Here is a 12,453-nt window from a genome sequence, read left to right as displayed (position 1 = left end):
CTATTGTGAAATCGTTATATATATATAGCTAGTACAGAAAATGAGAAAGGAGCGCTTTAAAGATGGGGATTGTAGTTGTAGAAATTTGTGACGGAAGCCTGATTACGGAAATAGATTTAGAAAAAATAATAGAATCAAAATATCCAGAAGTGGCAGTGATTGAAAGCAGCTGTCTTTCATTTTGTGGCATGTGTGCGAAACGGCCATATGCCATTGTAAACGGAAAAAGAATTTTTGCGAAAACCACAGAAGAATGCCTCCAATTAATTATGAAGCAAATTGAAGCTGAATTAGCTATTTTTGCATAATATCTTAAAAAGGGAAGTCTTTAAGCAAATAGTGCTTAAAGACTTCCCTTTTCTATTTTCCTTATTTTAAGAAACAAACTGCACTAAAAATTTACAGTGGTTATCTCCTTCAGTACGGCAACATGTTCTGCTTACTGTATTTGTTCCTAGCACATTTTTTAGCATTTCTGTCTCACAGCGACAAGCTACTTTAAACTCCTTTGCTACTTCTAAGATAGGACAATTGTATTCTGTTATTTCAAAAGTATGGTCGTCCACTTTCGATAAATCTGCCATATATCCTTTTTCATTTTGAATCTCAACCATTTCCTGCATTTTCTCAGAAGGAGTCTTGTCACTCATCCGAGAGATATATTCATTTGTAAGCCGTTCTTCCCGTTTATTAAATAGCTGCTGAACAGAATCATCACCATACAGCTCTTTCACATCATTCAATAAATCTATACTAATTCCTTCATAGCTTTTCGGGAAAAAATACTCTGCCCTTTCTGCCAGAGTATAGCTTTGAATAGGACGTCCCATTGGCTGTTTTATTAGTTCTGATTGAATCAATCCATCTTTTTCTAAAATTGTTAAGTGCTTTCGCACGGCCATATGTGTAATTTGCAAACGATCTGTAAACTCATTTACCGTTAAAGCTCCTTCTTTTTTTAGGAAATGAAGGATTTTATCTTTTGTAGTTTTTTGTTTAGTGGTCATCATAAACCTCCATTCTATACATTGGAGAGAAAATATAAGTAAATTAAAATGTAGTAAAATTTATTATACCAGATAGTATAAAATGTTGAAAGCAGTTAATGTGTACAAAGTCTGTAAAGATATATTTACAAAATTCAGAAGTAAAAAGGATTGCATTTTTTCTTACCTTGGTTTATTGTTTAATTATACTTTTTAAACCGTTAAGTATAAAAATAAAAATATTGGAGGAATTACAAATGACTACATATTCATTACCAGCTTTATCTTACGAATTTAACGCTTTAGAGCCACATATCGATCAACAAACAATGGAAATCCATTACGGAAAACATCATCAAACATATGTCAATAATTTAAATGCCGCACTTGAAGGGCAGGAAGCATTACAAGCAAAATCATTAGAGGAACTATTAAGTAATCTTGATGAAGTCCCAGAACAAATTAGAACAGCGGTTAGAAATAATGGTGGAGGTCATTTAAATCATTCTTTATTTTGGGAAGTAATTGCTCCTGCTACAGGAGAAAATGCTCCTTCTGGTGAACTAGCAGAAGCAATCACTAAAGCATTTGGAAGCATTGATGCATTTAAACAGCAGTTTACTGCAGCAGCTACAACTAGATTTGGATCTGGTTGGGCATGGCTTGTTGTTGACAAAGAAGGTAACTTGAAAGTAACAAGCACACCAAATCAAGATAATCCAATTATGGATGGAGAACGTGCAATCCTAGGTTTAGATGTTTGGGAGCATGCATATTACTTAAATTATCAAAACAGAAGACCTGAATACATTTCCAATTTCTTCTCTATTATTAATTGGAGTGTAGTTGCTCGGAAATTTGCTAATAATAACGAATAAGATAACGAAGATTAAGTGTTTCATGCTTATCTTTAAGCTTGGAGGATAATATGAAGCTTGTAGGAATTTCCGGCTCATTAGTGGGTGCAAAAACTTCCAAAGCAGTAAATGAAGTTTTAGTTGCAGCTAAGTCGCTTGATCCAGCCGTTCAAGTGGAGTTGATTGATTTAAGAGAGTATGAGATTGAATTTGTTAACGGTGCTCCACTTAGCTATTATAATGATGATACGATTAAAGTAGTAAACACTATATTAGCAGCAGATGCTCTTGTTATAGGAACGCCTGTATATCAAGCTTCCATAACAGGCGTATTAAAGAATCTTTTTGATCATCTACCAGTAGATGCGTTTAAATCAAAAGTGACAGGAATGGTTATCACAGGCGGTACAGATAAACATTTTCTTGTGATGGAATACCAATTAAAGCCAATTCTTACGTATTTCAAAAGTTTGGTTACCGTACAAAATGTTTTTGTGCATAATGATTATTTTGATGATGAAAACGAAATAACAGATGATGATGTTAAAAAGCGAATGGCTAAATTAGCGGAGGAAATTGTTTATTTAAAGCGCTAGTTTAAGCTTATCTATATGACCACATGACAGATCTGCTATATATTAGTAGGTCTGTTTTTTATTATTTAAAAGGGTTCTTGCTTGTTTTAGCTCCACTAAATTATGGAACAGGTACTTGACATCTAATCTTATTTCTTTCAATGTATAAAGTAATAACGAACGATAGGTGAATACGATGGAAATTAAAACTTTATTAATTGCACCATATCCTGCATTGGAGCATGTAATGGAAGAATGTATAAAAATTGATCATGAACTTAATATGCATATTGAATTGGCGAATCTACAGGAGGCAATTCCAATTGCAAAAGAGGCGGAAAAGCAAGGAATTGAGATAATAATAAGCCGTGGGGGAACGGCACAATTAATAGAGCAAGAAGTGAATATTCCAGTTGTTGATATACATGTTTCTGGCTATGATATGCTACGCGTACTGACCTTGGCAAATGATTATCCAGGAAAAAAAGCAATTGTTGGGTTCTCTAACATTACCATTGGAGCTAAAGCAATAACAGATTTGTTAGAAATTCCAATTGAGGTATTTACGATTGAGGATGCAAAAGAAGTTGAACCATTGGTGAATCAATTGAAAATAGATGGCTATCAATTAATCATTGGGGACGTTATTACACGGGATGCAGCAGCTAAGTATAATCTAGAAGGGATACTGATACAATCAGGAAGAGAAGCTATATTTGAAGCCATTAAAGAAGTTAAGAGCATTTACCGAATGCTGAGAAAGCAACGTTTGCAAATGACTATTATGCAAACCGCCATAGAGAGACAATTATTGGATGTTATTGTAGTGAATGGTGAAGGGACTATTGTCTATGAAAACTGGGCAATATTCGATCGTACGCAAGTTCCAATAAAAAAATTGATAAATGTGATACATAAAAAAAAATATATTCAAGAAGAACTAGATATAATAGAGACGAATCAGCATAAAAGAATAAAACAGATGATTGTTCCAATAAATTTTGAGGGAGAGAATCATTATTTGTTTGCATTCTCTTTATTAGATGAATTAGTGCCGGAAAATCCTTTGCATATTATAGATGTCCAAACTCAACCGGTGATTATCTCTAAAAGTGAGAAGATGAAGAGATGTATCGATAAGATAGATAGTAATCTTAATAATAATTATTGGATACTAATAGGGAAATCGGGCACTGGAAAAAAACAAATTTCAAAACTTATTCATTACAAAAAAAATAGGGGGATTGGTTTTTTAGGAATCCTATCTGCAGCTGCATTCCTTACGATGAAAAATCAAATAGACTCGGATATAAAATCGATATATTTTAATGAAATCGAAATGTTAAATGCTAGCGAGTTAAGATTATTTATTGGAAAAGTAAAGAAGTTACATGCTTTGGGGATAACAGTGATTATTGCAATAGATACGATAGACACTGAAATATATCACTCTCTTTCTTATACTGTTTTCATACGTATTGATTTACCAGCATTGTCTGAGCGGAAAGAGGATATAAGGCCATTAGTAGCATTTTTTTTAGCTGCTTTTCATGCGGAATTTGGAACTTCAGCAATTAAAATAAAGGAAGATGCTATGGAGATATTGGAATCCTATACCTGGCCAGGCAATGTGGAAGAATTATATATTCTTATTCGTGATGCTGTAAAGGAAGAGAAGGGGTTCGTAATCGGGAAGAGGTTAATTCAACTGCTTTTAGGGGATAGGTTAAATAAATTAGAAAGTAAAGATAATGAATTTTTACAAGGTACTTTAGTAGAAATTGAAAAAAGAATTATTGATACAGTCATGGAAGAAGAGCAATATAATCAAACAAAAGTTGCAGAAAGACTAGGGATAAATCGAACGACTCTATGGAGAAAGCTGAAACAATAAATTTTCAGCTTTTTTTTGTTCTTAGTGTTTAATTTTGCAACGTTTTATACTATTTTCATTGTGTTAATAAATGAAAGCAATTACAATTACTATTGTAAACGATTACTTATTGTTTTAAATTGAAACATACTAAAAGGAGTGTTAAAATTATGAAGATAAAAGAAACGTTGGATCGGATTCCTGGAGGGATGATGGTAGTTCCGTTGCTAATTGCAGCACTGTTAAATACATTCACTCCCAATCTTCTAAGAATTGGAAATTTTACAGAGGCTTTATTTGTTAATGGGGCACCTACTTTAATTGCATTATTTCTTTTATGTACTGGAGCACAAATCAATGTAAAATCTTTTGGAGTTTCTGTTGGGAAAGGGGCAACTTTATTACTAACAAAATGGGTAGTTGGTGCCGTCTTTGGATTATTAGCGTATCTATTTGCTGGAGATAATGGTCTTTGGTTAGGTTTAGCACCTATTGCAGTTATTGCCGCAATGACAAATAGTAATGGTGGATTATTTGTTGCATTAGTTGGTCAGTACGGCAGTAAAGAAGACCGAGCAGCTTATTCACTTTTAGCTCTTAATGATGGACCTTTTTTAACAATGGTTGCTTTATCAATCTTTGGTGCGATGGGATTTGTTGATGGATTGTTTTCTGTTACTTCCTTTATTTCCGTGCTTCTTCCTATTGTTGTCGGGATGGTGTTAGGGAATTTAGATGATAAAATCAGAGAATTTTTAGATAGCGGAAGTTCTATGTTAATTCCATTCTTTGCTTTTGCTCTTGGAATGGGGATTAATTTCTCTGCCATTATAGAAGGTGGTTTAGCAGGAATCATTCTAGGATTATTAACTGTTTTTGTAACAGGAACAGCTGGTTATTATGTATTTAAACTTCTAAAATGGAATCCAATTGTTGGAGCCGCGGAAGGTTCAACAGCTGGAAATGCGGTGGCAACTCCGGCAGTAATAGCAGCTGCAAATGTCAGCTTCGCATCAGTGGTGGATATTGCAACAGTTCAGGTTGCTGCTTCTGTGGTGACCACAGCAATACTACTTCCAATCTATGTAGGATTCTTAGTGAAAAGATTAGAAAAAAAGGATATAAATTTGAGGAACAAGGTATCAAAATGTAAGGTAAGGATGTGTTCGACTTGAGAAATAAAATGGGCATTATTTCAGATGATTTAACAGGCGCTAATGATTCAGGTGTTCAACTGGCGATGAAAGATTTGTCAACTACTGTAGTGTTTGATGTTAAAAATTCGTCTGAAAACGCAGATTCTGATGTTCTTATATTAGATACGGATAGCAGAGCAAAAAACGAAGAAGAAGCATATCAGTCTGTAGTAGAGGCTGCTACATTTCTAAAAAAAAGAGGGTATCAACATATATATAAGAAGGTTGATTCCACGCTAAGAGGGAACATAGAAGCTGAACTTACAGCGATAGAAGCTGTTTATGAGCCAGAGGTCATTGTTATTGCTCCAGCCTATCCCAAAATGGGACGTCAAACCATCAATGGGCATCATTTTGTAGGCGGTGTCATCATAACAGAAACTGAATTTTCAAACGATCCGAAGACACCAGTGGAAGAATCCTATCTACTAAAGCTCTTAAATCCAACAGATAATAGGAAAATTAAACTATTAAATAAGGAAATTTGGCATAAATCTAAGGAAGAGATAGATAGCATCATACGCTCTTCGATAGAGGAAGGTAATAAATGGTTTGTTTGTGATGCGGAAACAGAAGAGGATCTTTTCCATATCGCAGAACTGTTTGTAAGGATAAATAAATCAATCGTATGGGCAGGATCAGCTGGACTAATTGAGTATTTGCCAGAAATATTAAACCTAAATTCTGCTTCTGTAAAAGATACAGAAGAAATGGAAATTAATCATACACTTATTGTTTCAGGAAGTTTATCTCAAGTAACCAAAAAGCAATTATGCAAGGTTGAGAGTTTTACAAATTCCTATTTTCTGAAAATTAATCCAGTTGATTTAGTTAATCAAATATATAGATTGGATGAGCTTGCGAATAAAGTTGAGCAACATGAGGGCTGTAAACATTTTGTGCTTTATGTGGAAGCTGATGATACTAACAGAACGAGTGCGGTAGAAGCTGGTAAGAAGCTTTGTTTAAGTAAAACTGATGTAAGTGAGGCAATATCGAACGGTTTGGGGATTATTGCAAACCATTTATTAAAGGCTTTTCCTACTATCAAAGGTTTAGTGTTAACAGGTGGAGATACAGCCAAGGCAGTATGTCGAGCACTAGGTGTTACGGAAATGGAATTGTATTTGGAGATTGAGGCAGGACTTCCCTTTGGTAAAATTAGAACAGAGATTAATAGTTATTGGGCGGTTACTAAGGCTGGTGGATTTGGGGCAGAAGAATCATTAATAAAAGCATTAGAATTTATGATTAACAAAAGAAGGGTGATAGTATGAGTAAATTAAAACCAATAGTAGGTATAACAATGGGAGATGCAGCAGGTGTTGGTCCAGAGATTATTCTAAAGAGTCTCGGTAAAGAGGAAATGTATGATATTAGCCGACCTTTAGTAATTGGTGATAGTAAAATTTTAGAAAGAGCAAAACAGTTTGTAAATAGCGAGTTGATAATAAAGAATATATCTGTAGAAGACATTGCAGAAGTATCTTATCATTATGGTACAGTTTATTGTTTAAATCTAAATTTATTGGATGAAACGCTTCCTATTGGTACAGTATCTCCAGAAGCAGGGAATGCAGCATTTCAATATCTTGCTAAAGCAATTGAGCTTGCAAAAGAAGAGAAAATTCACGCCATTTGCACGGCACCTTTAAATAAAGAGGCATTGCATAAAGGTGGACATAAATATCCAGGTCATACAGAAATTTTAGCTGATCTTACTGGAACACAAGATTTCTCTATGATGCTTTCTGCACCTAACCTAAAAGTTATTCATGTAACAACACATGTTGGGATTATTGATGCAGTAAAAATGATAAATCCAGAACGTGTTTATCATGTTATTAAACTCGCACATGATACGTTGCAAAAAGCAGGAATTGAAAACCCTAAAATTGCAGTATGTGGTATAAATCCGCATGCTGGTGAAAATGGATTATTTGGTTATGGAGAAGAAGAAGAGAAAGTAATCCCTGGTGTAGAGAAGGCACAAAGTGAGGGCATAGAAGCAGTTGGCCCACTTCCAGCAGATACATTATTTTTCCGAGCAGTTCGCGGAGATTTTGATATTGTTGTAGCAATGTATCATGACCAAGGACATGGTCCAGTGAAAGTATTGGGATTAGACGCAGGAGTAAATATTACGGTTGGTTTGCCAATTATTCGAACAAGTGTGGACCACGGGACAGCATTTGACATTGCAGGTAAGGGGATTGCGGATGAAAAAAGCTTAATGGAAGCAATGCGTCAGGCTGTTGAATTAGCTCCTAAGTTGTGATCAAAGTAGTCTCTATAATCTGGTAAAGAAGATGTAGATAGTCAAGTTTTTTTGAGATAAATAAATTTGGCCTCACACTCTAATGAGTGGAGGCTTTTTCTTTACGTCGATATTCAAAAGGAGTATAGTTTGTCTCTTTTTTAAACAGTTTAGTAAAGTAAGAGTAATTCCCATAACCAACTTTATCGGAGATGATATGAACTGGCAAGGTTGTTTGAATGAGTAACGTCTTAGCGAGTTCTACTCTTTTTTTAATGATATAGTTGACAAGAGAGAGGCCCTTTTCTTTCTTGAAAATTCTTGCAATATAATCTGGACTTAAGTACACAATTTTTGCAATGCTATCTCTTGTGATATTTTCATGATAATGTGCATCAATATAATCGCAAATGGTATTTACAACAGATTTCTGTGAATGAATAAAGTCTAAATAATGGAGTGAAGTATCTGCTAAATAGGTAATATAAATCATCATATCATCAATGGAACGTAATGATTGAGTCTGTAGTAGGTTATTCGTATTTCCATCAAATAATTTGTGAGCGAGCACTTCCTGCTTTTTTAAATGAGTAAACAATAATTGAGTGATGTCTAATCGGAAATTGTGTAATACATTAAGGTTAAGATTATTGGTATCTTTTAAGTAAATTAAATATTGTTCACATTTATTTAGAAACATTTGTTTATTACCGTTTTGAAGATGTTTTTCCCAAATGTCCAAATTAGGTTCTGTATACGGATTTGTTTTCTTTTCATAAGATTGAAAAAACTGAACTGTGTTTCTAAAATCAATCATATCCTCGCTTTTTTGTTGTAGTTGTTTTACTGCTTTGTGAAGTTTTTCTAAAGGTGTAGAAAAACAAAAACTAAAGCGAGTATCTATTAACAAATCATTTCGCAGAGTCTGGATTAAGTTCTGGCATAATGCAATGAATGACTGATAATCGAAATGCTCCTTGGAATTTTTTATAAGAAGTACATATTTTTCTTTATTAATATCTAATCCAACAATACTTTCCAAAGAAAAAGGGGTTTCCTTAAAGGATTCTTCTAAATGGACGTTTAATTTTAAGACCAAGTTTTCATCTATTTCTAAAATAGGAGGTATTTTCTCTTTTAACGAAATCTTATATGGAAATATGTTTAATAGAATTGGCAAAAAGCAGTCATCTGGGGAATAACTTAAATGATTTTTTAGTAATTGTTCTTCCAGTTCTGCTTTAAGCCATTTTGGATTACTTAAATAGGAACTCCAAAAATGATCCACTAGTTTTTGTTTATTTTGTTGCCAATACTGGCCAACTTGGATAGCCTCTTCGCTTTGCTGCCTTATTTTTATTTTTTTTATCGCTTTCAAAATACTAAACTCTAATTTATCGATTTCTATTGGCTTTAAATAGTATTCAAAGCTCTGAAGTTCAATGGCCTTTTGGGCATAATGAAAATCAGCAAAATTTGTTAAAAAAATTGTTTGTATCGAATATCCTTCTTGTCGGACCCATGCTAATAATTCAAGACCGCTACCGTATGGCATTTCTATATCTGAAATAAGCAAGTGGATGTTCTCATTAATAAAGATATTCTTTGCTTGGCGAATATTATGAGCAGTATAAACTTGTTCAATCCCTAGAGTTCCCCAGTTAACTTTTTCCTTCAATAACTTAACGAGAAATCGATCATCATCTACTATTAAGACATTCATTTTTTATTCCTCCAGTAATTGTTTTGGTATAACTAATTGAACAAAAGCTCCATCATTTATTCCATTTGAAAAGGATATAGAAAAGCTATTTCCATAAAACATTTGAAGTCTTTGGATGACATTATTTATTCCGATTTGTTTTCCATTAACTTCTGATAGGGGTAGTTGATTTTGAAGTTTGTTCAGTATATCTAATGGATAACCAGGCCCATTATCTTTTATGGTAATGTTCAATTTTTGTTCGTCTTTTGCAGGGGTAATACTTAGTGAAATGATTAGAGTTTCCTCATAATTTATATCAGAAAATCCATACTTGATACTATTTTCAATAAAAGTTTGCAGAATCAACGGAGGTATTTGCATCTCCTCTATGTTTAGTTGAATGGATGTTTCATAATGAAAAGTAGGACCATGTAATAATTGTTGAATAGAAAGATAATCGCTAATATGATCAAGCTCTTTTTTTAACGAAACAAGGTGATGATTTGTTTGAAAAAGGTATCGAAAGTAACGGGATGTCGCAATAGACATTTTCTTGATTTCGGCAAACATATGCAGTTCTGCCATACTATGAATACTTGATAAACAATTGATATAGAAATGTGGTTTAATCTGTAATCGTAAAAAATCCATCTCTATTCTTTTCTTTTCCAGCTCTTGCTCATAAATATTAATTTTTAATTTTTTTATTTCTTGCATTAGGTTCTTGAATTGTGTATTAGCCTGCTCTAGTTCGATAATGCTGTTGCTTTCAAAATTAATCGTACCGTTACTATTGTTTAGCTCAGATAGATTTTTAGAAAACTTTTGAATAGGAAAGATTAAACGATTTTTTATATAGAGAAAAATAAAAAATAAGATAATGCTAATAACGATAGTTGCAAGAATTAAGAGGACTTGTGTGATAACTACATGTTTAAAGGCACCGAAATGATCTACGTTTATTTGTAAGCTAAACGGCAGTAGTATATTCTTTTCTTCAAATAGTAACTTGCTTGTAAAAAAGGGAGAGGATGCCGCTTCATCTTTTGCCATTTGTTGATCAGTTGTTATTATCGTTTTTCCCTCTTGTTTCATGACGATGGAACCATTACTCCCTAAGTTAAAGCCATTTAAAGGTTTTAATAGATCTTCTGCAGACACTAAACAAACGAAAATTCGATTATCATAGCTTAATAGATGATAAAAATAAAAAGTTTCGTTTATTTTTATCGTTTTCCATGTACTAAATATTTCATATGTATGTAGCGCATCATTTTTAGAGAAAAAGTAATTCTTTGCTTGTAGATAATCTTGATAAGGTAGTTCTATAGGTGAAGCGTTAGAAAAAAACGATTCTTTTTTGAGACCAAGAAAGAACTGAAACTCTTTTCCAATCGAGTATTGAAAGTCATTTACTCTTGTTCGAAAATTACTTAAATTTTGTGGGAAAACGTCCATATCCATATTCTCTTCCATTTCTTCAATTATTGGTTCGTGTACTACTGTCCAAATCATAAAGTGGTCTATCGCGTTTAAATTGGAGCGAACATTTTCTATATAAAATTTGACGGAATTCGTAATGGTATCAATGCTTTGTTTCCTTGTAATAGAGATTGTTAACATACTAATAAACATGTTTATTAGTAAGATAATTACCATAATGATTAAAAGTACTTTTAAATAGTAATTTATAGAGCGGGATGGGTTCTTATCAATGGAACGTATCATTTACTCATCTCCAATGCTTATTTTCATTATATAAACGTAATACACTTTTTCTAGCAATATTCCGTTTTGAAAAAGGAAAATAACTGAAATACAACGGAATACTGCTATTTCTTAGTGTGGAATAGAGAAATAAGAAGAAAATCTGTCCTAATTAGTATTATTTCAGGTCGGATTAGCTCTATTTTTATTGAATGCGCTTTCATATAATAATTATAACAAATAAAGGAGGTGGTAGAGTTGAAAAGTACGATTGCTGTGGAAAAAAACACGCAAATCACACCTGATTTTCCAAATAAGAGAAATTATTTAAAGCGGATGAAAAAAAGTCTTCCATTATATGTATTACTTCTGCCCACTCTCATTCTATTAATTTGTTTTACGTATATCCCTATGTATGGAATTATCATGGCGTTCAAGGATTATTCTCCTGCACTCGGGATTTGGAATAGCCCGTGGGTAGGAATGAAGCATTTTATACAGTACTTTCATTCCTATCAATTTGGTTTAACGCTAAAAAACACATTATATATTAGTTTGTATAGTCTTTTTGTAGGGTTTCCACTTCCGATTGCATTAGCTATTCTCTGTAACCAAATGCGGATTGGAATGTTTAAAAAATTCTTTCAAGTTACCACTTACTTGCCTCATTTTATTTCAACGATGGTAATGTGTGGTATGATATTAATTTTTCTATCACCGAGCACTGGGCTTATAGCCAATATTTTATCTATATTTGGGATGGAAATGCCGAATCTTCTATCTAAACCGACACTTTTCAGTAGTGTATATGTATGGAGTGATGTATGGCAGCATTTAGGATGGGATAGTATTATTTTTCTGGCAGCATTGTCAGCTATTGATCCTACCTATTACGAGGCTGCAACGATGGATGGTGCAAGCCGCCTACAGAAAATTATCCATATAGACTTACCACTTATTATGCCTACGGCTATGATTTTATTAATCTTGCGTGCTGGAAGTCTTTTAAGTGTAGGTTTTGAAAAAGTTTTATTATTACAAAATCCATTGAATTTAACTGGAAGTGAGGTTATTTCAACCTATGTTTATAAGGTAGGGATGCAAAACTTTCAATATAGCTTATCAACTGCGATTGGTTTATTTAATACCGTAGTAAATGTTATCATTTTACTTCTTGTAAATTGGCTATCCAAGAAACTAACAAAAACAAGTTTATTATAGGAAGGAGGCCTCAGTCTTGGAAGGAACACTTATTCAAAAATTTAATAAAAAATCACAAAAGAAAAAAAGTTGGAAT

Annotated in this window: 11 protein-coding genes; 8 read left to right on the top strand and 3 right to left on the bottom strand. The window is 33.2% G+C overall.

Features of this window, described 5'->3' with window-relative positions; all coding sequences use genetic code 11:
* The first annotated feature begins 62 nt into the window (after nucleotides 1–62).
* Entirely contained in the window at nucleotides 63–308 is a 246-nt protein-coding gene (locus ADJ83_RS05045; RefSeq protein ID WP_031538771.1) for a DUF1450 domain-containing protein, read from the top strand.
* Between the two features lie 66 nt (nucleotides 309–374).
* On the opposite strand, the gene ADJ83_RS05040 is transcribed toward ADJ83_RS05045, so the two are convergent.
* The gene (locus tag ADJ83_RS05040; protein WP_035416586.1) at nucleotides 375–1,007 is read right to left on the bottom strand and encodes a helix-turn-helix transcriptional regulator; all 633 of its coding nucleotides are present in this window, start codon (nucleotides 1,005–1,007) and stop codon (nucleotides 375–377) included.
* Nucleotides 1,008–1,243: 236 nt separating this feature from the next.
* Between ADJ83_RS05040 and ADJ83_RS05035 the strand changes: the two genes are divergently transcribed.
* The 6 genes from ADJ83_RS05035 to pdxA all read left to right on the top strand — a co-directional run bounded on the left by ADJ83_RS05035 (nucleotide 1,244) and on the right by pdxA (nucleotide 7,765).
* The gene (locus tag ADJ83_RS05035; protein WP_031538768.1) at nucleotides 1,244–1,864 is read left to right on the top strand and encodes a superoxide dismutase; all 621 of its coding nucleotides are present in this window, start codon (nucleotides 1,244–1,246) and stop codon (nucleotides 1,862–1,864) included.
* A 50-nt stretch (nucleotides 1,865–1,914) separates the two neighbouring features.
* Entirely contained in the window at nucleotides 1,915–2,439 is a 525-nt protein-coding gene (locus ADJ83_RS05030; RefSeq protein WP_031538767.1) for an NADPH-dependent FMN reductase, read from the top strand.
* A gap of 175 nt (nucleotides 2,440–2,614) precedes the next feature.
* Nucleotides 2,615–4,312, top strand: a complete 1,698-nt coding sequence (locus tag ADJ83_RS05025) for a sigma-54-dependent transcriptional regulator (protein ID WP_031538765.1) — start codon at nucleotides 2,615–2,617, stop codon at nucleotides 4,310–4,312.
* A gap of 149 nt (nucleotides 4,313–4,461) precedes the next feature.
* Nucleotides 4,462–5,466: a 2-keto-3-deoxygluconate permease gene (locus ADJ83_RS05020; protein WP_035416584.1), complete on the top strand. Its 1,005-nt coding sequence runs from the start codon at nucleotides 4,462–4,464 to the stop codon at nucleotides 5,464–5,466.
* Complete coding sequence (locus ADJ83_RS05015) at nucleotides 5,454–6,764, top strand: four-carbon acid sugar kinase family protein (protein WP_231512579.1); 1,311 nt, start codon at nucleotides 5,454–5,456, stop codon at nucleotides 6,762–6,764. Before ADJ83_RS05020 ends, ADJ83_RS05015 begins: the two co-directional genes overlap by 13 nt.
* Nucleotides 6,761–7,765 carry a 4-hydroxythreonine-4-phosphate dehydrogenase PdxA gene (pdxA, locus tag ADJ83_RS05010; protein ID WP_031538760.1) on the top strand — a complete coding sequence of 335 codons (1,005 nt, stop codon included), beginning with the start codon at nucleotides 6,761–6,763 and terminating at the stop codon, nucleotides 7,763–7,765. Before ADJ83_RS05015 ends, pdxA begins: the two co-directional genes overlap by 4 nt.
* Before the next feature lie 79 nt (nucleotides 7,766–7,844).
* On the opposite strand, the gene ADJ83_RS05005 is transcribed toward pdxA, so the two are convergent.
* Both ADJ83_RS05005 and ADJ83_RS05000 read right to left on the bottom strand, forming a co-directional pair.
* A complete protein-coding gene (locus ADJ83_RS05005) occupies nucleotides 7,845–9,467 on the bottom strand; it encodes a response regulator transcription factor (protein ID WP_031538758.1) in 1,623 nt (540 codons plus the stop codon).
* Nucleotides 9,468–9,470: 3 nt separating this feature from the next.
* Nucleotides 9,471–11,177 carry a sensor histidine kinase gene (locus ADJ83_RS05000; protein ID WP_031538756.1) on the bottom strand — a complete coding sequence of 569 codons (1,707 nt, stop codon included), beginning with the start codon at nucleotides 11,175–11,177 and terminating at the stop codon, nucleotides 9,471–9,473.
* Between the two features lie 237 nt (nucleotides 11,178–11,414).
* Between ADJ83_RS05000 and ADJ83_RS04995 the strand changes: the two genes are divergently transcribed.
* Entirely contained in the window at nucleotides 11,415–12,377 is a 963-nt protein-coding gene (locus tag ADJ83_RS04995; RefSeq protein ID WP_197030897.1) for an ABC transporter permease, read from the top strand.
* The last annotated feature ends 76 nt before the right edge of the window (nucleotides 12,378–12,453 follow it).

The organism is Bacillus sp. 522_BSPC, assembly GCF_001076885.1.
Classification (GTDB): Bacteria; Bacillota; Bacilli; order Bacillales; family Cytobacillaceae; genus Niallia; species Niallia hominis.
This window is presented reverse-complemented; position numbering and strand designations above follow the sequence as displayed.

Bases quoted from the DNA above. Each gene is read 5' to 3' on its own strand.
- ADJ83_RS05045 (WP_031538771.1), top strand. From the start codon at position 63: ATGGGGATTGTAGTTGTAGAAATTTGTGACGGAAGCCTGATTACGGAA.
- ADJ83_RS05040 (WP_035416586.1), bottom strand. From the start codon at position 1,007: ATGACCACTAAACAAAAAACTACAAAAGATAAAATCCTTCATTTCCTA.
- ADJ83_RS05035 (WP_031538768.1), top strand. From the start codon at position 1,244: ATGACTACATATTCATTACCAGCTTTATCTTACGAATTTAACGCTTTA.
- ADJ83_RS05030 (WP_031538767.1), top strand. From the start codon at position 1,915: ATGAAGCTTGTAGGAATTTCCGGCTCATTAGTGGGTGCAAAAACTTCC.
- ADJ83_RS05025 (WP_031538765.1), top strand. From the start codon at position 2,615: ATGGAAATTAAAACTTTATTAATTGCACCATATCCTGCATTGGAGCAT.
- ADJ83_RS05020 (WP_035416584.1), top strand. From the start codon at position 4,462: ATGAAGATAAAAGAAACGTTGGATCGGATTCCTGGAGGGATGATGGTA.
- pdxA (WP_031538760.1), top strand. From the start codon at position 6,761: ATGAGTAAATTAAAACCAATAGTAGGTATAACAATGGGAGATGCAGCA.
- ADJ83_RS05005 (WP_031538758.1), bottom strand. From the start codon at position 9,467: ATGAATGTCTTAATAGTAGATGATGATCGATTTCTCGTTAAGTTATTG.
- ADJ83_RS05000 (WP_031538756.1), bottom strand. From the start codon at position 11,177: ATGATACGTTCCATTGATAAGAACCCATCCCGCTCTATAAATTACTAT.